Source organism: Micromonospora sp. NPDC005197 (assembly GCF_040608295.1).
In the GTDB taxonomy this organism is placed as follows: Bacteria; Actinomycetota; Actinomycetes; order Mycobacteriales; family Micromonosporaceae; genus Micromonospora.
In genome coordinates, this window is the sequence record NZ_JBEXHY010000099.1 from 1 (window position 1) to 20242 (window position 20242).

16 protein-coding genes are annotated in these 20242 nt (G+C 72.8%); 8 read left to right on the forward strand and 8 right to left on the reverse strand.

Annotated features, from left to right (window positions below):
• The first annotated feature begins 319 nt into the window (after positions 1–319).
• Positions 320–1504: a dephospho-CoA kinase gene (gene coaE, locus ABZU46_RS24520; RefSeq protein ID WP_354861403.1), complete on the forward strand. Its 1185-nt coding sequence runs from the start codon at positions 320–322 to the stop codon at positions 1502–1504.
• A gap of 31 nt (positions 1505–1535) precedes the next feature.
• Here the strand turns inward: coaE and ABZU46_RS24525 are convergent, their stop codons facing one another.
• A complete protein-coding gene (locus tag ABZU46_RS24525; RefSeq protein WP_354861405.1) occupies positions 1536–3119 on the reverse strand; it encodes a hypothetical protein in 1584 nt (527 codons plus the stop codon).
• A gap of 411 nt (positions 3120–3530) precedes the next feature.
• On the opposite strand from ABZU46_RS24525, the gene uvrB reads away from it, so the two are divergent.
• Both uvrB and ABZU46_RS24535 read left to right on the forward strand, forming a co-directional pair.
• Positions 3531–5639 carry an excinuclease ABC subunit UvrB gene (gene uvrB, locus ABZU46_RS24530; RefSeq protein ID WP_354861406.1) on the forward strand — a complete coding sequence of 703 codons (2109 nt, stop codon included), beginning with the start codon at positions 3531–3533 and terminating at the stop codon, positions 5637–5639.
• Positions 5640–5791: 152 nt separating this feature from the next.
• The gene (locus tag ABZU46_RS24535) at positions 5792–6649 is read left to right on the forward strand and encodes a helix-turn-helix transcriptional regulator (RefSeq protein ID WP_354861408.1); all 858 of its coding nucleotides are present in this window, start codon (positions 5792–5794) and stop codon (positions 6647–6649) included.
• A gap of 113 nt (positions 6650–6762) precedes the next feature.
• Here ABZU46_RS24535 and ABZU46_RS24540 read toward each other — a convergent pair whose 3' ends face one another.
• Positions 6763–7056, reverse strand: a complete 294-nt coding sequence (locus ABZU46_RS24540; RefSeq protein ID WP_354861409.1) for an antibiotic biosynthesis monooxygenase family protein — start codon at positions 7054–7056, stop codon at positions 6763–6765.
• A gap of 387 nt (positions 7057–7443) precedes the next feature.
• Here ABZU46_RS24540 and ABZU46_RS24545 point away from each other — a divergent pair, with 387 nt between their 5' ends.
• The gene (locus ABZU46_RS24545; RefSeq protein ID WP_354861411.1) at positions 7444–8442 is read left to right on the forward strand and encodes a TerC family protein; all 999 of its coding nucleotides are present in this window, start codon (positions 7444–7446) and stop codon (positions 8440–8442) included.
• Positions 8443–8479: 37 nt separating this feature from the next.
• Here the strand turns inward: ABZU46_RS24545 and ABZU46_RS24550 are convergent, their stop codons facing one another.
• Entirely contained in the window at positions 8480–9397 is a 918-nt protein-coding gene (locus ABZU46_RS24550; protein WP_354861412.1) for an NlpC/P60 family protein, read from the reverse strand.
• 59 nt (positions 9398–9456) lie between these two features.
• A complete protein-coding gene (locus ABZU46_RS24555) occupies positions 9457–10554 on the reverse strand; it encodes a dipeptide epimerase (RefSeq protein ID WP_354861414.1) in 1098 nt (365 codons plus the stop codon).
• A 44-nt stretch (positions 10555–10598) separates the two neighbouring features.
• On the opposite strand from ABZU46_RS24555, the gene ABZU46_RS24560 reads away from it, so the two are divergent.
• Complete coding sequence (locus ABZU46_RS24560; RefSeq protein WP_354861416.1) at positions 10599–11396, forward strand: tyrosine-protein phosphatase; 798 nt, start codon at positions 10599–10601, stop codon at positions 11394–11396.
• Here the strand turns inward: ABZU46_RS24560 and ABZU46_RS24565 are convergent.
• From ABZU46_RS24565 to typA, 3 genes are all read right to left on the reverse strand, one after another.
• On the reverse strand, positions 11365–12066 hold the full coding sequence (locus tag ABZU46_RS24565) for a lysoplasmalogenase (RefSeq protein WP_354861417.1): 702 nt from the start codon (positions 12064–12066) through the stop codon (positions 11365–11367). The genes ABZU46_RS24560 and ABZU46_RS24565 overlap by 32 nt on opposite strands.
• A 55-nt stretch (positions 12067–12121) precedes the next feature.
• Positions 12122–12973, reverse strand: coding sequence for a serine hydrolase (locus ABZU46_RS24570; RefSeq protein WP_354861419.1), 852 nt, complete (start codon positions 12971–12973; stop codon positions 12122–12124).
• Between the two features lie 113 nt (positions 12974–13086).
• Complete coding sequence (typA, locus tag ABZU46_RS24575) at positions 13087–14955, reverse strand: translational GTPase TypA (RefSeq protein ID WP_354861421.1); 1869 nt, start codon at positions 14953–14955, stop codon at positions 13087–13089.
• A gap of 133 nt (positions 14956–15088) precedes the next feature.
• On the opposite strand from typA, the gene ABZU46_RS24580 reads away from it, so the two are divergent.
• Together ABZU46_RS24580 and ABZU46_RS24585 are read left to right on the forward strand one after the other, a co-directional pair.
• Positions 15089–16504 (forward strand): DedA family protein, encoded by a 1416-nt coding sequence (locus ABZU46_RS24580; RefSeq protein ID WP_354861422.1) that lies wholly within the window; start codon positions 15089–15091, stop codon positions 16502–16504.
• A gap of 33 nt (positions 16505–16537) precedes the next feature.
• Entirely contained in the window at positions 16538–17422 is an 885-nt protein-coding gene (locus tag ABZU46_RS24585) for a lytic transglycosylase domain-containing protein (RefSeq protein WP_354861424.1), read from the forward strand.
• Between the two features lie 58 nt (positions 17423–17480).
• Here the strand turns inward: ABZU46_RS24585 and ABZU46_RS24590 are convergent, their stop codons facing one another.
• Positions 17481–19607 (reverse strand): efflux RND transporter permease subunit, encoded by a 2127-nt coding sequence (locus tag ABZU46_RS24590; protein WP_354861425.1) that lies wholly within the window; start codon positions 19605–19607, stop codon positions 17481–17483.
• Positions 19608–19729: 122 nt separating this feature from the next.
• Here ABZU46_RS24590 and ABZU46_RS24595 point away from each other — a divergent pair.
• Positions 19730–20242 (forward strand): MarR family transcriptional regulator (locus tag ABZU46_RS24595; RefSeq protein ID WP_354861427.1); only part of this gene is annotated, 513 nt, incomplete at its 3' end.

Below are 20242 nucleotides of genomic sequence, written 5' to 3' on the forward strand. Positions count from 1 at the left end.
ATCACCTTGCTCGACACAAGCTGATCTATCAGAAGTCCCGTTCGCGTCTCCAAAGCCCTTGACTCAAGTCCCGATCGCCAAACGCAACAGCGTTGACTTCCTGGATCGAGCGCGATCTTGCGGGCGGCGGGCGGCGGGCACACGGCCGGGACGGCCGTGTGGGAAGCACGGGGGCGCGTGGGCCGCGCGTCGATGACACGGTGCGCGCGGGCGGCGTTGGCGCGGGCCCTGCGGGCCAAACCGGCCTACGGGGGCCGTGGGCTGGGGACGGGTGCGGGTGGGCTTGGCGGGGAGGCTCGTGATCCGGTTGACTGGTCGGGTGCTGAGGGTGGGTTTGACCGGCGGAATCGGGTCGGGCAAGAGCGCGGTGGCCGCGCGGCTGGTGGAGTTGGGCGCGGTGCTCGTCGACGCGGACCAGATTGCCCGGGAGGTCGTCGCGCCGGGCACGGAGGGCCTCGCGGAGATCGTCGCCACCTTCTCGGAGAAGGTGCTGGGCGCCGACGGCGCGCTGGATCGCGCCGCGTTGGGCGCCGTGGTGTTCTCCGACGAGGCCGCCCGCCGCCGGTTGGAGGCGATCACCCATCCCCGGGTGCGGGCGCGTACGGCCGAGCTGGTCGCCGCGGCGGCACCGGACGCGATCGTGGTCAACGACGTACCGCTGCTGGTGGAGGTGGGGCTCGCGCCGACGTACCACCTGGTGGTCGTGGTGCAGACGGCCGTGCCGACCCGGCTGGAGCGGCTGATGCGCGACCGGGGGATGGACCGCGCGGAGGCCGAGCGGCGGATTGCCGCGCAGGCCGACGACGCCCGTCGGCGTGCCGCGGCGGACGTGGTGTTGACCAATGACGGCAGTCTGGTGGCGCTGCACGCCGCGGTGGATTCGCTGTGGCGGCAGCGGCTGCGACCCTACGAGCACAACCTGCGGCAGCGGCGGGTCGTGCCGCTGCCGAGCCGCGGCGACGGGGTGGATGCGGATCCGAGCTGGCCCGAGCAGTACGCGCGGCTGGCCGCCCGGATCCGTCACGCGCTGGCCCCGGCGGATCTGCGGATCGACCACATCGGTGCGACCGCGGTACCCGGGCTCGCCGCCGACGACGTCATCGACGTGCAGGTGGCCGTGCCCAGCATCGCCGACGCCGACGGGCCGCTGGCCGACCGGCTGGCGAACGCGGGGTTTCCCCGCGTGCCGGGGCACTGGTGGGACGATCCGCGCCCGGCCGGCCGAGGTCGGTGGGAGAAGCGGCTGCACGGCAGCGCCGACCCGGATCGCCCGGTGCGCCTGCACGTGCGGGAGGCCGAGTCGCCCGGCTGGCGGTATGCGCTGCTCATGCGTGACCACCTCCGCGCCGATCCGGATCAGCGGGGCAGGTACCTGCTGTTCAAGCGGGATCTGGTCGACGCGGCGCCGCACGTCGGTGGCTCCGGCACGGCCCGCGATCCCTGGTTCGACGAGGAGTACCTGCGGGCCGAGCAGTGGGCCGCGCGGACCGGCTGGCGACCCTGAGAGCCGTGCCACCACACCCGAGTGCGTGTGGTCAGCGTGCTCCGGGTCGGGGCGGTCGGCTCGGTGCTGTGGCGCGCGGCGGCGGGCTGAGGCGGGGCACCACGGCGGGGCTGAGGTCCACCTGCGCCCACGCGCCGGGGCCGGTGTGCAGTTCCACCCGGCGCAGCGACCCGTCGCGGTCGATCCAGTAGCGCAGGCGCGCGTCGGCCGTGCGAAGTTCCACGACGTCCACGGTCCGTCCGGCGGCGAGGTCCTCGCGTACCCGCACGGCCGCGCCGCGCCGCGTCACCGGTCCGGCGGCGGCCACTGCGGCGTCGACCAGCAGATCGAGGTCGTCGCGGGGGGACCGGGTGGGCCGCCACGACCCGGCCGGGACCGGAAACGGCGGCCGGCCCGGGGCCTCGGCGGTGCCACCGCCACCGGTCTCGGCCGGCACGTCCGTCCGGGACAGGCCGGCGGCGTCGCGGTGCAGCAGGGTCCGGCGGCCCGGTACGCCCAGGTCGGCGACCGCCACGTACGCGGTGCGGGCGGCCCAGCTCAACCAGCCGGCACCCCGCAGGTTGGTGTCCGTGCCCACCGGCGCGGTCAGCGTCAGCGTGGCACCGCCCTGGCCGCGCAGCCGGGCGGCCAGCCGGTCCAGCCGGCGCTGCTCCGCGTCCGTGAGCGCGCGGGGCAGCCCGGGTCGGCCGCCGAGCGCGTCGACCGGGCGCAGCGTGGGACGGTCGATCCGGTTGAGGAGGACCGTGACCGGCCCGACGCCGGGCAACCGGGTCACCAGTTTGTGCAGTCGGCCGTCCCGGTCGAGCCAGTAGCGGGTCGACCCGTCCGAACCGGTCGCCGCCGTGCCGCCCGTCGCGGCGCTGCCGGGGCTGGGTGGGGTCGCGGTGGGCAGCGGCGCCTGCAGGACGTCGACCGGCCCGGCCGCGACCACGTCCCGGGCGACCCAGCGGGCGTCGCCGCCGTCCATCGCCGGGGACGGGTCCGGCCGGTCGGCGGCGAGGCCGAGGAGCAGGTCGAGGACCGGTGCCAGGCCCGCGCCGGGCGTCAGGTGGTGCAGGCGCCAGCGGTCCGCCGGTGGCACCAGAGGCGGCGCGGCCGGGGTGGGCACGGCCGCCGGGTCCGGTCGGGTGACCAGCACCGACCCGGCGCTCTGCAGCAGGCCACGCTCGGCCCCCGCCCCAGGCCCGCCCACATCCAGGTAGAGCAGGGGCCGCGACCAGTCCACCCACCCCACCAGTTCGGTACGGGTGGCGCCGGCGCCGACCGTGACCTGGACGCCGGCGCGCAGGTCCCGAAGGTTGGTGACCCGCATGGCGGCCAGCCGCTCGGCCTCGGAGAGGGTCAGCGGTCGGGCCGGAGCGGGTGGGTCGGGAGTCCAGCTCAGCAGCCCGGCCACCAGCGCCGTCGCGGACGTCACAGCGGTCAGGGCGAGCAGCAGCAGCACCGTACGCCGACGACGGCCAGCTCGGGAGGGTCGGGCGCTGCCGGTGTCGGGGGCGGCCGTCTCGCGCGGGTGCCCGTCGGGGTCGGAGGACGGCCCGCCGGCGCGGACTGCGTTGCCAGCGCGGGTGGTGCTGGGGGAGGGGCCGCGCGCCGGGGCCGGAGAGGTGTCCACGGATGTGAAACGGGCGGGACGGCACGGGGTGACGAGCTGGGGGTGACGAGCTGGGGGTGACGAGCTGGGGGTGACGAGCTGGGGGTGACGAGCTGGGGGTGACGAGCTGGGGGTGACGAGCTGAGGTGACGCGGCAGGGGGTGATGCGGCAGGGGCGCTCGCGGCGGCCGGTCTGCGCCTCGAGCGCGACCACACGGGTGCGCACGCCGGACGAGCCGGGTGCTGCGACCGCTGTGCCGGGGGCGGCCGGCCGTGATGACGGCCTGGCCTCCGGCCCGGTCGGCCGCCGCGAGCGGCCTACATGAAGAGGGTAGCCCCGGTGACATGGGCCACACAATGGGAATATCGAAGCCGATCACGCACCATGCGCGACGGCCGAACCTGTCGGACCTGCGGCGTACCGTTGAGGTCATGGCGCTCGACATTCCCCGGCTCGACGGCCGCTTCCAGGTCGTCAGTGAATTCCAGCCGGCCGGCGACCAGCCGGCCGCCATCGACGACCTTGAGCGCCGGGTGCGGCGCGGCGACCGCAACACGGTGCTGCTCGGCGCGACCGGCACCGGCAAGAGCGCCACCACCGCGTGGCTGATCGAGCGGCTGCAGCGCCCCACCCTGGTGCTCGCCCCGAACAAGACGCTCTGCGCGCAGCTGGCCAAGGAGTTCAGCGAGCTGCTGCCGCACAACGCGGTCGAATACTTCGTCTCGTACTACGACTACTACCAGCCCGAGGCGTACATTCCGCAGACCGACACCTACATCGAGAAGGACTCCTCGATCAACGAGGAGGTCGAGCGGCTGCGGCACTCGGCGACGATGTCGCTGCTCACCCGCCGCGACGTGATCGTGGTGGCGACCGTCTCGGCGATCTACGGTCTGGGCACCCCGGAGGAATATCTCAACCGGGCGGTCCGGGTCGAGGTCGGGCAGGATCTCGACCGCGACCAGCTGCTGCGCCGACTGGTCGACATCCAGTACACCCGCAACGACATGGCCTTCCAGCGGGGCACCTTCCGGGTCCGCGGCGACACGCTGGAGATCATCCCGGCGTACGAGGAGCTGGCGGTCCGCATCGAGCTGTTCGGCGACGAGGTGGAGAAGCTCTACTACCTCAACCCGTTGACCGGTGACGTGGTCCGTGAGGTCGACCAGCTGGTGATCTTCCCGGCGACGCACTACGCGGCCGGCCCGGAGCGGATGGAGCGGGCGATCCGCGACATCGAGGCGGAGCTGGCCGAGCGGCTGGCCGAGCTGGAGCGCCAGGGCAAGCTGCTGGAGGCGCAGCGGCTGCGGATGCGCACCACGTACGACATCGAGATGATGCGGCAGGTGGGCTTCTGCTCCGGCATCGAGAACTACTCGATGCACATGGACGGGCGGCTGCCCGGCAGCCCGCCGCACGCCCTGCTCGACTACTTCCCGGACGACTTCCTCACCGTGGTCGACGAGTCGCACGTGACGATCCCGCAGATCGGCGGCATGTACGAGGGTGACGCCTCTCGCAAGCGGATGCTCATCGACCACGGGTTCCGGCTGCCCAGCGCCGCCGACAACCGGCCGCTGCGTTTCGACGAGTTCCTGGAACGGGTCGGCCAGATGGTCTATCTGTCGGCGACCCCGGGCACATGGGAGCTGGAACAGGCCCAGGGTGAGTTCGTCGAGCAGGTCATCCGCCCCACCGGGCTGGTCGACCCGCAGGTCGTGATCAAGCCGACCAAGGGGCAGATCGACGACCTGATGCACGAGATCAAGCTGCGGACCGACCGCGACGAGCGGGTGCTGGTCACCACGCTGACCAAGAAGATGGCCGAGGACCTGTCGGACTACCTCCTGGAAAACGGCGTCCGGGTGCGCTACCTGCACTCGGAGGTCGACACCCTGCGCCGGGTGGAGCTGTTGCGCGAGCTGCGTAAGGGCGAGTACGACGTGTTGGTCGGCATCAACCTGCTCCGCGAGGGTCTGGACCTGCCCGAGGTGTCGCTCGTCGCGATCCTCGACGCCGACAAGGAGGGCTTCCTGCGCAGCGGCCGGTCGCTGATCCAGACCATCGGGCGGGCGGCCCGGAACGTCTCGGGCCAGGTGCACATGTACGCCGACAAGATCACCCCGTCGATGGCGGCGGCGATCGACGAGACCGACAGACGTCGCGCCAAGCAGATCGCGCACAACGAGGCACACGGGATCAGTCCGGAGCCGCTGCGCAAAAAGATCCACGACATTCTGGACGACATCTACCGCGAGGCGGAGGACACCGAAAACTCCCGGGTCGGCGGCGCGGCGCGTCAGCTGTCCCGGGGCAAGGCGCCGGTCAAGGAGACCCGCAGCCGCAGTCGGTCCACCGCCACCACCCCGTCCCGGGAGGGGATGGCCCGCGCCGACCTCGCCCAGCTCATTCAGGAGCTCAACGACCAGATGCTGGCCGCCGCCCGCGAGCTGCAGTTCGAGCTGGCGGCGCGGATCCGCGACGAGGTCGCCGACCTGAAGAAGGAGCTACGCGGCATGGACGCCGCAGGCGTGAAGTGAGGGCGGCCCGGCCGGCGCGGGCCGGGCTGCCCGAACGGCAGATGTGGGGCGTCCTCGCGCGGCCCGCCGGCCGACCGTTCGATTGCGGTGCGCAAGCGAAGTATTGCACTGGGTGATCGTCCTGCGTACGCTCCCTCGATGGGGAGGCCGGGATGCCGTTGCCAACAAGTCCTGTCATTCGACGCGCGCGGCTCGGCGCCGAGCTGCGCCAGTTGCGTCGGCGCGAGGCGCTGACCCTGGAGCAGGTCTGCGACCGGCTGGGCTGGGCGTCGACGTCGAAGCTGTCCCGCATCGAGCTGGGGCAGAGCCGTCCGGATCTCGCCGACGTGCTGGACCTGCTCGACGTCTACCAGGTGCCGGCGTCGGCCCGCGACGCCCTGATCGTGATCGCGCGGGATGCGGCCACCAGCCGCGGCTGGTGGAAGACGCTCGGCGAGATGAGCGAGCGGCAGCGCATCTACGCCGAGTTGGAGGCGGGCGCGGCCGACATCGTCGAGTACCAGCCGGCGGTCGTGCCGGGGCTGCTGCAGACGCCGGCGTACGCCCGCTCGCGGGTCGCCGCCGGCGTTCTGCTCGCGCCGGAGGTCGACGTGGAGGCGGAGGTGCGCGCCCGGGCGCTGCGGCAGGAGGTGCTGCGCCGGGCCGAGCCGCCGCGCTACACGGCGGTGCTCGCCGAGACGGTGTGCGACCCGGCTGACCTGCCGGTCGAGGTCTGGCGTGAGCAGTTGCGGCACCTGGTGGCGGTGACCGGGTTGGCCCACGTGACGGTGCGACTCCTGCCCCGCGGGGCGGCCGGCAGCGGCCTGCACCCGCTCACCCCGTACTCCTGGTATGCCTTCCCCGACCCGGCGGATCCGCGGACGGTGATGCTGGAGGCGTTGACCACCGACGTCCGGCTGGCGACCGTGCTCGACGTCGACCGGTACGAGCGGATGACGGAGGCGCTGCTGGCGGCCGCCCTGTCACCGGAGGAGACGGTCACCGCGCTGGCCCGCCGCGTCGGCGAGTGAGGGCCGATGCGGTGCCGCCCGCGCGGCCCCCGGACCCGGCGCCCCCGAGCCCGTCGGGGCCGGCGACCGGCGCGTGCGCAAGGCACGATAACCGCGGGGTACGACAGTTTCCGTCAGGCCGGTACGTCGTGGAAGTGCTCGACCAACGGTGGCCCGGCGAAGTGCGGGCCGATCAGCGCCCGCCACTGGGCGAACCGTTCGGTGTCCCGGAAGTTCTTCTCGTGCGCCTCGACCGAGTCCCACTCGACCAGCAGCACGAACCGGGTCGGGGACTCGATGCCCCGGGTCATCCGCACCGACCGACAACCGGGCGTCCCGGCGAGCACCGGGTGACCCTGGGCGTACGCGGCGACGAAGGCGTCCTCGTGTCCGGGCAGTACGTCGATCAGCGCGACTTCAAGCACCATGCCGCACAGCCTCCCACGGGCCAGGAGCGCAGGGGCGTGCGGGTGTAGCGGCGTCCACACACTAGCCTCCTAGGACGCCGGAGGGGGTGTGCCGGTATTCCCGGCGACCCGGGTGCGCGCTCACACCCGGTGCCCGGGGTGTGATCACGGCGAGTGGTGGGCAACAATGGTCATCGAGGAGGGGAGTATTCCCCCGCGACGAAGTCGTCAGCACGGACGATCGCCGGCACCTCGGCGTTCGACCCGGCTTCGTCGGTCGCCGTCCCGTTCGCGGGTCGGGGGCGGAAGAGACCTCCGACAGTCACCAGAGTGAGCGACAGCGGCACGCCAGCCCTCATGGGGGCGTACGGTGTGCCCGACGCCGCGTGTCTGCCGGAGGAATGAACGTTGGACGTGTCCGGATTGGTGTGGGCGGGGACCCTCGTCGCACTGACTGCGGTGCTGCTCGTCGACCTGTTGATCATTGGTCGGCGCCCGCACGAGCCGAGCGTGCGCGAGTCGAGTCTCTGGGTCGCCTTCTACGTGGGCCTCGCTCTGCTCTTCGGCGTCGGCGTCTGGCTGACCGCCGGGGCCAGTTCGGCGGGGCAGTTCTACACCGGCTGGCTCACCGAGTACAGCCTCTCGGTGGACAACCTCTTCGTCTTCGTGATCATCATGGCCCGCTTCGGGGTGCCCCGGCAGTACCAGCAGAAGGTGCTGCTCATCGGCATCGTGCTGGCGCTGGTGATGCGCGGTGGCTTCATCGCCGCCGGCGCGGCGTTGATTTCGCAGTTCTCCTGGGTCTTCTACATCTTCGGCGCGTTCCTGATCTACACGGCGATCAACCTGGCCCGCCAGGGTGAGCCGGACGAGGACGAGTTCTCGGAGAACCTGCTGATCCGGTGGAGCCGCCGGGCGCTGCCGATCTCCAAGGGCTACGACGACGCGAAGCTGATGACCCACGAGAACGGGCGTCGGCTGTTCACGCCGATGCTCATCGTGATGATCGCGATCGGCACCACCGACCTGATCTTCGCGCTGGACTCGATCCCGGCGATCTTCGGCATCACGCAGGAGCCGTACCTGGTCTTCACCGCGAACGTCTTCGCGCTGATGGGCCTGCGGCAGCTCTACTTCCTGCTCGGCGGCCTGCTCGACCGGCTGATCTACCTGAGCTACGGGCTGGCCGTCGTGCTGGGCTTCATCGGCGTCAAGCTCGTGCTGGAGGCGCTGGCCGACAACAACCTGCCGTTCATCAACGGCGGGGAGCACGTCGGGTGGGCGCCGCACATCCCGATCTGGCTGTCCCTGCTGGTCATCCTCGGCACGCTGGGCATCGCCACCATCGCCAGCCTGGTCAAGTCCGCCCGGGACCGGCGCCGCGAGCTGGCCGGGGTCCGGCGCTGAATCACCGCCGGTCGGGCCCGAAGAGGGGCCCGACCGGTCAGACCCGGTGGACGCCGACGAGGGTGGCGGCCCGGTCGGCCGGCAGCTGTTCCTCCAGCACCCGTCGCCGCCGGTAGCAGGCGTGCAGCATCCGCCGGTCCGTCGGGTCGTCGGCGACGGCGGTGACGATGCCGATGTGGTGGATCTTGCGGCCGGGGCGGGCGAAGAAATAGAGGTCGCCGGGGCGTTCCGCGCCGAGGGGCAGCGGGGTCGTGGCGACGGCCTGGTCGTCGGCGTCGCGGGGCAGCAGCACGCCGAACCGGCGCCAGGCCAGGTGGACGAGGCCCGAGCAGTCGATGCCGTACGCGGAGAGCCCGCCCCAGATGTAGGCGACGTCCAACAGCCGCTGGGCCACCGCGAGCGCGTCGGCGGCGGTGGGCGGCTCAGTCGGCACCGGGACGAGCTGCCCGTCGGGCAGCCAGAGCGGCGTGGCCTGGCCGGGGACGTGGACTTCTCGCCAGCCGTCGCGGGCCGGGCCGGCCGGGACGAGGCGCGTGCCGACGACGACGCCCGCCAGCGCCACCGGCCCGCCCGGGGCGGCGTGCAGCCCGGTGACTGTGGCGTCCACGACCAGCGGGTCGCCGCTGACGGTGAGATCCACGGTGGTCAGCTGATCGGCGGGGAGCCAGCCCGGGTAGCCGCGGGGATCGAGCTTGGCGGCCGGCTGCTCGACGGCGACGACCCGTGCCCAGCCGTCCGGGCGCAGCTCGTCGATCAGCACCCGTTCGCCGAGCAGGAGCTGGCTCAGCACGCAGTCGCCGACCTGCTGGTCGGTGTCCATGCCGCGAACCCAGGTCGGGATGTCGGCGCCGGCGGTGAGCGCGGGACCGTCGACCGGCCGGACCGCCTCGGGGGAGGACCACAGCGTCGCGACGGCGACCCGGACGATGGCCTCGCGGCCCGGTTGCAGCTCCACGTCAACCCCCAGCTCGTGTCGGCTGTTCAGGGGAACCCTATGAAAGAAACCAACGGTCATCAACCGCGGGCCTGCATCTTTACTTCAGCCAGGCCGGAGATGCCCAGGCCAGGCGCATCCGGCAGCACCACGGTCGGCCCCTCGTAGCGGATTCCCCCCTGGACCGGCGACCAGGCCAGCCACCAGGCGGCGTCCAGGTCGGCGACCGCCGTGGTGCCGTACGCGGCGACCAGGCTCGCCGCCGCGCCGATGCCGACCTGACTCTCCATCATCGACCCGACCACCGTGCCGAGCCCGTGCGCGGTGGCCAGCTCGAGCAGGGTGCGCGCCGGTTGCAGGCCGCCGCACTTGGCCAGCTTGACGTTGACCAGGTCGGCGGCCCGGCGACGGATCACCTCGACCAGGTCGCGGACCCCGAAGACCGCCTCGTCGGCCAGGATCGGCACGGACACCCGGTCGCTGACCCACGCCAGCCCGTCCAGGTCCCAGCGGGCCACCGGCTGCTCGACGAGCTCCACGTCCAGCCCGGCGTCCTCGATGCCACGGATCACCCGGACCGCCTCGCGTGGCGTCCAGCCCTGGTTGGCGTCGAGTCGGATCCGGACCCCGGCGCCGACCGCCGCGCGGACCGCCCGTACCCGGTCCAGGTCGCCGGCCGCGTCCGTGCCGACCTTGAGCTTCAGCACGCCGAAGCCGTCGGCCTGCCGCTGGCGCGCGGCCGCCGCCAGGTCCACCGCGTCGCCCGCGGCGAGGGTGACGTCCGTCGGAACCCGCAGGGTGGTGCCGCCGAGCAACCGCACCAGGGGTACGCCCAGCCGCTGCGCGGCCAGGTCGTGCAGGGCCACGTCCATGGCCGCCTTCGCCGCCTCGTTGCCGACCACCGCGCGCTGCACCTCGGCGCAGCGGGCCACCAGGTCGTCCGGGTCACGTCCGGTGAGCAGCGGGCCGAGCAGTTCGCGTACGCACGCCTGCGCGCCGGCGACCGACGCTCCGGTGACCTGCCACACCTGCGGCGCCTCGCCGAAGCCTGACCGACCGTCGGCATCGACCAGTTCGACGATCAGGGTGTCCACGGTGGTGGTACTTCGCAGCGCGGTGACGAACGGGGTGTGTAAGGGGGCAGAAACCCGGTGGGTGCGTACCGCCGAGATCGTCATGTGGGGCACCCTATACGCAGGCACGCGGCGAGAGGGGACACCGGATGGTCGTGCGGGACTGGGAGCTGGTGGGCGCGCCGAACGCCCGTGACCTGGGCGGGCTGCGCGGCGTCGACGGCCGGAAGGTGCGCGCCGGACGGCTGATCCGCACTCCGGCGCTGGGTCGGCTCACCGACGAGGATCTGCCGGTGCTCGCGAAGCTGGGGCCGGCCTGCGTGCTCGACCTGCGCGCCGCCGCGGAGATCGCACTCGCCCCGACCGATCGGCTGGCCGGCGAGCCGCGGGTCGTGCACCTGCCGGTGCACGACCCGGAGCACCCGGTCTTCACGTACGTCTCGGCGGTGCTGCTCGGCCACGACCTCGACGCGTACGCGGAGCTGGCCCGGCAGGGCACGGCGGGAGCGACGGCCGAGATCTACCGATGGTTCGTCACCGGCGAGTCGGCCCGGGTCAACTTCGGCGCTGCGGTGCGGCTGGCCGCCCGGTCGGAGAACCTGCCGCTGCTCTACCACTGCTCCGCCGGCAAGGACCGCACCGGCTGGCTCACCGTCATCCTGCTCACCGCGCTCGGTGTGGACGAGGCCGCGATCCGCGCCGAGTACCTGCGCAACAACGCGCTGACCGACAGCCTCCGCGCGGTGATCATCGAGGCGATGCGACGCCGGCAGCCCGGCCTGGACGTCGACGCGGTGCTGCCGGTGCTGGAGGTTCGCGCCGAGTACCTCGACGCCGCCTACCAGGAGGTGCGCCGGGTGCACGGCTCGTTCGACGGCTACCTGCGCGACGGGTTGGGGCTGACCGACGAGGTCCTCACGGCGCTGCAGGCGCAACTGCTGGAGTGACCGCCACGCCGGGCGGCACGTCGGCGCGGGCGACCCGCCCGATGACGATCAACGCCTGGCCGGCCGCGTACGTCGCCATCACGAGCACCGGCGCGCCGGGCGGCTGGGCCACGTCGGCCACCCCGGCGGCGATCAGCAGATCGGAGCCGAGGAACAGCGCGGCGCCCACACCGACCCGCCAGCCCTGGGTCACGGCGGTGGTGGCCATCGCCGCGAGCGCGACGGCGTAGCCGGCCACCGGCACGGCCAGCCCGGCCTCGGTCAGCCCCGCCCACATCCAGGCCAGCGCGGCGACGGTCAGCACCGCGTACACCAGCGGCATTGCGACCAGCGGCGGACGACGCAGCCGCGTCGCGGCGCCGTGCCGGGTGAAGGCCACGAGGTAGCAGACGTGGGCGGCGAGGAAGCAGACCATGCCGGCCATGAACCAGCCGGTGCCGGAGGCCAGCAGCGCCACGTCGCCGGCCGTGGAGCAGGCCAACGCGGCGAGCACCAGCCGGTCCGGCCGGGCGCCGCGTTCGGTGGCCGCCCGCCAGAGGTACGCGGCCAGCAGCGGCATCAGCAGCGGCTTGGTGAGCAGCTCGGCCACTCCACTGTCGACGGCGTTGGCCACCAGGTTCGCCGCCGTCACGACCAGGAAGACGACGAGCAGGGTACGGCTGCGAGGCATCAGCGGCTCCGAGGTGGGGGTGGCAGCAGCCTAGCCGGATCGGCGGGCGCCGGCCTCAGAGCCGGTGGCGGGCGGCCCAGACCTGCGCCGAGACGTGCGCGATCAGGCGGCAGGCGTCGTCGACGACTCCCTCGTCGCTGTCGGCCAGGTCGGTGGTGGTGCACACGGCGATGACGTACGGCGGGGCGTCGTCGGGCAGCACCACGCCGACGCTGTGGCGCACGCCGCGCACCCAGCCGTTCTTGAGCGCGACGCGGGTGCCCTCGGGCAGGCCGGCGGCCAGGTCCTCGCGGTGCTCCTGGGCGAGCAGCACGTCCAGCATGGCGGCGCAGCCGGCCGGCGAGGCGAGGCGGCCGGGAGTCGTGGCGCCGCTGGTCAGCGCGCCCAGCAGGGCGGCCAGGTCGGCGGCGGTGACGGTGTTGGTGATGCCGGCCTCGCGGGCGGCGAAGTCCTCGATGCCCCGGCCGGTGACGCTGTTGCGGGCGCCGGCGAGCCTCCACACCTCGGCCACCGCGGGCAACCCGACGTGCCCGATGACCAGGTTGGTGGCCAGGTTGCTGGACCGCACGATCATCCGCTCGGCGAGCCAGCGCAGGGGCGCGGTGCCGCCGAGCCGGTCCCACACGGCGTCGTCGTTGTCGTAGTGCTGGGCGCAGGAGAAGCGGGGCGCGCCGGGTTGAGCCGAGTCGAACTCGTTGACCACCGGGACGTCGGCGTCCAGCTCCAGCGTGCCCGCCTCGGCGGCGCGGTGCAGCGCGGTCAGCACCCCCACCTTCATGGTGCTGGCGGCGTAGTGGCCGGCGTCGGCGTGGCGGGTCCAGGTCGGGGGCGCGTCGAGTCGACCCACGTACGCCGAGACGGTGCCCGGCACCCTTTCCAGATGGGCGTCGAGATCATCCCAGGTCATGCCGGTGACCGTAGCTGATCACGGGGCGGGCGGGCCCGCGTACCCCCGCCGGAAAACGGACGGGCGCGCCGGCCGCAAGCGGCCGACGCGCCCGGTGCCGGGTGCTGGTGTCCTCAGCCGGCGTGCTTGCGGCGGGCGGCGGCCCGACCGCGCTGCTGCTGGTCGAGCACCACCTTGCGGATGCGCACCGCGGTCGGGGTGACCTCGACGCACTCGTCCTCGCGGCAGAACTCCAGCGCCTGCTCCAGCGAGAGCTTGCGCGGCGGGATCAGCTTCTCGGTCTCGTCGGAGGTCGAGGCCCGCATGTTGGTGAGCTTCTTCTCCTTGGTGATGTTGACGTCCATGTCGTCGGAGCGCGAGTTCTCCCCGACGATCATGCCCTCGTACACCTCGGTGGTCGGGTCGACGAAGAGCTGGCCGCGCTCCTGCAGGTTGATCATCGCGAAGGCGGTGACCGCGCCGGCCCGGTCGGCGACCAGCGAACCGTTGTTGCGGGTGCGCAGCTCGCCGAACCACGGCTCGTACGACTCGAAGACGTGGTGCAGGATGCCGGTGCCCCGGGTGTCGGTGAGGAACTCGGTGCGGAAGCCGATCAGGCCGCGCGCCGGGACCAGCCACTCCATCCGGATCCAGCCGGTGCCGTGGTTGACCAGCTGCTCCATCCGGCCCTTACGGGTCGCGAGGAGCTGGGTGATCGCGCCCAGGTACTCCTCGGGCGCGTCGATGGTCAACCGCTCGACCGGCTCGCAGGTCCTGCCGTCGATCTCCTTGGTGACGACCTGCGGCTTGCCGACGGTCAGCTCGTAGCTCTCCCGGCGCATCTGCTCGACCAGGATGGCCAGCGCCAGCTCACCACGGCCCTGCACCTCCCAGGCGTCCGGTCGCTCGGTGGGCAGCACCCGCAGCGACACGTTGCCGACCAGCTCCTTGTCGAGCCGGTCCTTGACCATCCGCGCGGTGACCTTGGAGCCCTTGACCCGGCCCACCAGCGGTGACGTGTTGGTGCCGATCGTCATCGAGATGGCCGGCTCGTCGACGGTGATCAGCGGCAGCGCGACCGGGTTCTCCGCGTCGGCGAGGGTCTCGCCGATCATGATGTCGGAGATGCCGGCGACCGCGATGATGTCGCCCGGACCGGCCGTCTCGGCCGGCTTGCGCTCCAGGCCCTCGGTCATCAGCATCTCGGAGATGCGGACCCGCTGGGTGCTGCCGTCGGTGCGGCACCAGGCCACCGTCTGGCCCTTGCTGATCGTGCCCTGGCGGACCCGGCACAGCGCCAGCCGGCCGAGGAACGGCGAGGCGTCGAGGTTGGTGACGTGCGCCTGCAGCGGAGCGCCATCCTCGTACGCGGGGGCCGGGATGGTGTCCAGCAGGGTGCGGAACAGCGGCTCCAGGGAGGTGCTGTCGTCGGGCACCGAACCGTCGGCGGGCTGGGTCAGCGAGGCGACGCCGTCGCGGGCGCACGCGTAGACGATCGGGAAGTCGATCTGCTCCTCGTCGGCGTCCAGGTCGAGGAAGAGCTCGTAGGTGTCGTCCACGACCTCCTTGATCCGGGCGTCGGGGCGGTCGACCTTGTTGATCACCAGGATGATCGGCATCCGGGCCTGCAGCGCCTTACGCAGCACGAAGCGGGTCTGCGGCAGCGGGCCCTCGCTGGCGTCCACCAGCAGCACCACGCCGTCGACCATGGTGAGGCCGCGCTCGACCTCGCCACCGAAGTCGGCGTGGCCGGGGGTGTCGATGATGTTGATGGTGACCGGGTCGGAGCCGTCCGCCGGCAGGTAGCGCACACCGGTGTTCTTGGCCAGGATCGTGATGCCCTTTTCCCGCTCCAGGTCACCCGAGTCCATCACCCGCTCGGTGTTCTCGCCCCGGGCGCCGTACGCCCCGGCCTGCCGCAACATGGCGTCGACCAGGGTGGTCTTGCCGTGGTCGACGTGAGCGATGATGGCGACGTTGCGGAGGTCGGTGCGAAGCTGCATACCCTCTATCCTTCCGCCTGCGCGCGCGCAGGCTGCGTCGGGGTCACCCCCAGGTGCCCCTGATCTATGGTGAAACTGCTGTCCCGGTCGTTGCACCGGCTGGCATGCTGGCTCCCGTGTCCCGGGGGCCTGAGTGCACGACCTGCTGACCTGGGTGCAAGGTCTGCCCACCCTGTGGATCTACCTGGTCGCCGCGCTGATCGTGGCGGGCGAGACCGCGGTGATCTTCGGCCTGCTGGTGCCGGGTGAGGCTACCCTGCTGCTCGTCGGCTTCCTCACCTACAACGGTACCTTGCGGCTCGGACCGGCGTTGCTCGCGATGATCGTCTCGGCGTTCGTGGGCGATGCGCTGGCCTTCCGCGCCGGGCGGCGCTTCGGCCCGAAGCTGCGTGCCGGGCTGGGCCACCGGGTCGGGCCCGAGCGGTGGCGCCGGGCCGACGCGATGCTCGCCCGGCTGGGCGGCCGGGGCGTGTTCGCGGCGCGCTGGGTGGCCTTCGCCCGCACCCTGGTGCCCCGGCTGGCCGGGTCCGCCGGCATGTCGTACCGGCGGTTCGCGCCGTGGAACGTGGCCGGCATCGTCACCTGGGTCGGCTGCTCGGTGCTGCTCGGCCACCTCGCCGGTGAGTCGTACGACACGGTCTCCCGGCTGCTCGGCCGGGCCACCGGCGCCGCACTGGCGTTGCTGGCGGGGCTGCTGGGGGTGGTGCTCTCCGGGCGGTGGCTCGGCCGCAACCCCGACCCGGTACGCGCGCTGCTGTCCCGGGCCGCCGCGCTGCCGCCGGTGCGCTGGCTCAGCGCCCGCTACGGGGTGCTGTTCTTCCTGGTGGCCATGCGGATCGGGCCGGCCTGGACGCTGCTGCTCAACCTGGCCGCCGGGCTGCTGCTGCTCTTCGCCGCCGGGCTGGCCATCGCCGGCCTGCTCGCCGTCGTGGTGCGCAACAGCGGGCTGGCGGCGCTGGACGGGGCGATCGGTGCCTGGTTCACCGCCCGCCGGACCCCGGACGCCGCCGACGCCACGCTGGTCGTGGTGTCGCTGGTACGCGGGTGGGTGCTGATCGTGTTGGTGGCTCTGGTGGCGGCGGTGCTGGCGTGGCGGAATCGCCCCTGGCGCGCGGATCTGCTCAGTGTGGTCGGCACCGTGGGCGCGTTCGTGCCGCTTGTGGTGCTGGCCGTGGTGGCCGAGTTGACGCCGACGCCCGGTGGCGGTCCGGGTGGGCACGAGGCCGTCCCTTTCTCGACCCAGAACGCCGTGGTCGCGGCGAGCCTGTGCACCCTGGCGTGGCTGGTGTCGCGCAGCGCCCACTGGCCGGTGGCAGTGGCCGCGTGGACGGCCGCCGCCGCGGGCGTGCTCGGGGTCGGCGCCGCACGGCTCTACCTCGGCCTGGACACGGCGAGCGGGACTGCCGCGGCGGTGCTGCTCGGGGTGCTGTGGACTGTGGTGTTCATGGTCGCCTGGGCCACCAGGGACCGGGCGGTGGGCGACCGGGCGCAGCCGGCCGACCCGGCCCGGCCGCCGCAGGGGCCCCGTCGTCCGGTCGAACCTTGCTAATCTGCGGCGACTGTCAGACGGGGGAGGACCACCATGCGTGAACGGACCGGTCGGGTGGGCGCACTCGTGCTCGCCGGGCTCCTGCTCGCCGGCGGGGCGGTCGGCTGCGCCGGTAAGGGGGAACGCCCGCAGGACCAGGCCGCCCCCGTCTCGGTTACCGAAGCGCCGACGGAGGAGACCCCGATCGACGAGGCCGCTGGCGAGCCGAGCCCCTCGCCGAGCGCGGTGGCGGCGATGGGTGCCGCCCCGAGCCGCAGCGCCTCGGCCTCCCCGACGCTCTCGAAGAAGCCGACCCGTACGACGGCGGCCCCGAAGCCGCGCGCGGTCGCCAAGCCGCCCACCGAGACGCAGGTCCCGCCGGCGCCGCCGAAGCCCGCCCCCTCGTCCTGCAAGCCCAGCTACAAGGGCACCCAGGCGAGCCGCGCCGACGTGAAGGCGGCGCTGACCGATGCCGCCAGCCGCACGTACTGGCCCGGCTCCGCACCGGAGCTCAAGATCCCGCTCAACCTGGTCAAGGCGACCGCCTGGCAGGAGAGCGGCTGGCAGTCCAACATCTACGCCTGCGACGGTGGCGTCGGGCTGATGCAGGTGATGCCGGGCACCGCCACCTGGATGAACCAGCGGTTCGAGCAGAGCTACGACATCGCCGACTACCGGGACAACGCGTACCTGGGTGCCAACTACCTGGCCTGGCTGACCAAGTACATCGGCGACATGTACTTCGAGTCCGACTTCCGACTCGACGCGGACCTGTGCACCGCCGAACTCGACTCCTGCCTGCTCAACGCCGTCATCTCCGCGTACAACTACGGGCACGGGGCGGTGGCGCAGGAGGGCGAGCCCCTCGCCATCCCCAATCCGTCGTACGTGCGCAACGTGCGGGCGTTGATGACCGAATGCGTCTGCCTGGGGTACTGAACACGTCGACGGGGGCGGGGTCGGGTGGTTCCCGGCCCCGCCCCCGTCGCGTGGGCGGTCAGTCCCGCGCGGCCACCGGCTCACGCGTCGTCGGGACGTCGACGCCCGGGTGGGCGTCGACGCGGCCTGGCCACCAGAAACGGTCCCCGAGCAGGAACGCCAGCGCCGGCACCAGGACCGTGCGGACCAGCAGCGTGTCCAGCAGGACGCCGATGCAGACGATGATGCCGATCTGCGTGAGCGTGATCAGCGGCAGCACACCGAGCACGGCGAACACCGCGGCGAGCAGCACTCCGGCGCTGGTGATCACACCTCCGGTGACCCGCAACGCGGACAACATCCCGGCGCGGGTGCCCGTGCTGCGGGCGTCCTCCCGAGCACGGGTGACCAGGAAGATGTTGTAGTCCACGCCGAGGGCGACCAGGAACACGAAGGCCAGCAGCAGCACGCCGCTGTCGAGCGCCGGGAAATCGAGCACGTGGTCGAAGAGCAGCCACGCGGCACCGAGGCTGGCGAAGAACGACGCGATCACGGTGAGCACCAGCAGCACCGGCGCCAGCAGACCCCGCAGCAGCAGCACGAGCACCGCGCCGACGAGCAGCAGGATGATCGGCAGGATCAACCGCAGGTCGCGGTCGTTGGCCTGTTCGGAGTCGTACGTGGCGGCCACCGAACCACCGACGATCGCCCCGGCGGGCGCGTCGGCGCCGGCGACGGCCGGGGGAGCGGAGCCGGGAACGGCGGCGACCGCGTCGCGCAGCGCCTCGATCGTGCGGTCCGAGGCGGTCGTGCCGGGTTCGGCGTCCAGCACCACGTCGACCTGGGCGACGGCCTCGCCGGCGTCGCCGGGTCGCGCGGAGGCGACGCCGGGAACGGCGGCGGCGACGTCGGTGACCGCCCGCACCGCCGCCGGGGTGGTGAGCACGGCCACCGGTTGGGTGCTGCCGGCGGGGAACGCCCGGGCCAGGGTCTGCGCGCCGGTCACCGCCTCGGGCTGGGCCCGGAACTGCTCGGTCTCGGACAGGCCGGTGCGGATCCCGAGCCCACCGAGCGCCAGGCCGCCGAGCAGCAGGGTGGCCAGCACCGCGACGACCACCGGACGGCGTTGCACGGCACTGCCGAGCCGGCCCCAGAGCCGGCCCTCGCGCACCGGGCCGCCGACGCGGGGTACGAAGGGCCAGAACAGCCCGCGACCGAAGAGCACCAGCACGGCGGGGAGCACGAACAGCGCCGAGAGCATGGCGAAGACCACACCGGTGGCGCAGGCCACGGCCAGTGCCCGGTTCGTCTCCTGCTCGCTGAGCAGCAGGGTGAGCACACCGAGCACCACGGTTCCGCCGCTGGCTAGGATGGGCTCCGCGGTACGCCGCAGGGCGGCGCGCATCGCCGCGAAGCGGTTCTCCTCGCGCCGCAGCTCCTCCCGGTAGCGGGCGATGAGCAGCAGGGCGTAGTCGGTGGCGGCGCCGAAGACCAGCACGCTGGCGATGCCGGTGACCTGGCCCTCTTGGAGGTTGATGCCGACGGCCGGCACGATCGTGTCCACCGCGCGCAGGGTGAGCTGCTCGGTCGCCGCGACCACGAGCAGCGGAACGATCCACAGGAACGGGCTGCGGTACGTGATCAGCAGCAGCAACGCGACCACGGCGGCGGTCACCGCGAGCAGGGTGACGTCGGCGCCGTCGAAGACGGACGACAGATCCGCGGTGAAGGCGGGGGCGCCGGTGACCTCGGCGGCCAGCCCGTCGGGCAGGTCCGCGAGCGTGTCGCGCAGCTGGGTGACGGTCTCGGTGACCGCCTCCTGGCCGCCGGCGGTGTCCAGCGGCACGGCGACGAGCGCGACGGTGCCGTCCGGGGAGACCTGCGCAGGGCTGACCCGACCACCCACCGCGAAGCGACCCAGGTCGCCGGAGCGGGCGGCGAGGGCGGCCCGGTCGGCCTCGTTCAACGCCGCACCGTCGCCCCGACTGACGACCACGATGGCCGGCTGGACGTCGCTGGACGGCAGCTGGTCCTGGAGGCGCTGCACCTGGGTCGACTCCCACTGCACGGACAGGCCGGTGGCGGAGACCGGCGCCGGGTTGTCCGGTCGGGGTATCCCGAAGACGGCCGCGCCCACGACGAGCGCGGCGGCCACGGTGAGCCAGGCGGCCAGCCGGCCCCGCGCGACAGTGGTGAAGACAGACATCGGTGACCCCTAGATCTTTCGAGAGTCGAGTATCTTGATAAACGAGATTATCGGCGGCTGTTCTATGCTGCAACCCGGGGACCGACGACGGGGAGAAGCGGCGCGAGGTGGCGACTCACGGCATGTACCGGCGGCGCGACACGCGCCGCGATCAGCTGGTCGCGGAGATCACCAACAACCTCCGGCGGTACGCGGTGGACGCCCAGCAGGTCGGCCACGCCTTCGCCAACCTGCACGGCCTCAACCCGACCGACCTGAACGCGCTGATCGCGGTCATGGACGCCGAGCTGTTCGGTGACCCGATCACCCCCGGCCGCCTCGGCGAGCAGCTCAACCTGTCGTCCGGGTCGGTCACCGCCCTGATCGACCGGCTGGAGCGGGCCGGGCACATCCGCCGGGACCGGGACACCGTCGACCGACGCAAGGTGCTGCTGCACTACGCCGACCAGGGCGCCGCGCTGGCCATGGAGTTCTTCCGGCCGCTGGGCGCCCGCACCGACACGGTGATGGACCGCTTCGGCGAGGACGAGCTGGAGGTGGTGCACCGGTTCCTGGCGGAGATGGGCGAGTCGCTGCGGGCGCACCGCGACGCGGTCCGCGCCGCCCGGCCCGAGCCGCCCCGCCGGACGACGGGC

What these genes read in the sequence shown, in the direction of transcription:
- uvrB (WP_354861406.1), top strand. Translation starts at nt 3,531, where the DNA reads ATGGCGCTCGACATTCCCCGGCTCGACGGCCGCTTCCAGGTCGTCAGT.
- ABZU46_RS24535 (WP_354861408.1), top strand. Translation starts at nt 5,792, where the DNA reads ATGCCGTTGCCAACAAGTCCTGTCATTCGACGCGCGCGGCTCGGCGCC.
- ABZU46_RS24540 (WP_354861409.1), bottom strand. Translation starts at nt 7,056, where the DNA reads ATGGTGCTTGAAGTCGCGCTGATCGACGTACTGCCCGGACACGAGGAC.
- ABZU46_RS24555 (WP_354861414.1), bottom strand. Translation starts at nt 10,554, where the DNA reads ATGACGATCTCGGCGGTACGCACCCACCGGGTTTCTGCCCCCTTACAC.
- ABZU46_RS24560 (WP_354861416.1), top strand. Translation starts at nt 10,599, where the DNA reads ATGGTCGTGCGGGACTGGGAGCTGGTGGGCGCGCCGAACGCCCGTGAC.
- ABZU46_RS24565 (WP_354861417.1), bottom strand. Translation starts at nt 12,066, where the DNA reads ATGCCTCGCAGCCGTACCCTGCTCGTCGTCTTCCTGGTCGTGACGGCG.
- ABZU46_RS24570 (WP_354861419.1), bottom strand. Translation starts at nt 12,973, where the DNA reads ATGACCTGGGATGATCTCGACGCCCATCTGGAAAGGGTGCCGGGCACC.
- typA (WP_354861421.1), bottom strand. Translation starts at nt 14,955, where the DNA reads ATGCAGCTTCGCACCGACCTCCGCAACGTCGCCATCATCGCTCACGTC.
- ABZU46_RS24585 (WP_354861424.1), top strand. Translation starts at nt 16,538, where the DNA reads ATGCGTGAACGGACCGGTCGGGTGGGCGCACTCGTGCTCGCCGGGCTC.
- ABZU46_RS24590 (WP_354861425.1), bottom strand. Translation starts at nt 19,607, where the DNA reads ATGTCTGTCTTCACCACTGTCGCGCGGGGCCGGCTGGCCGCCTGGCTC.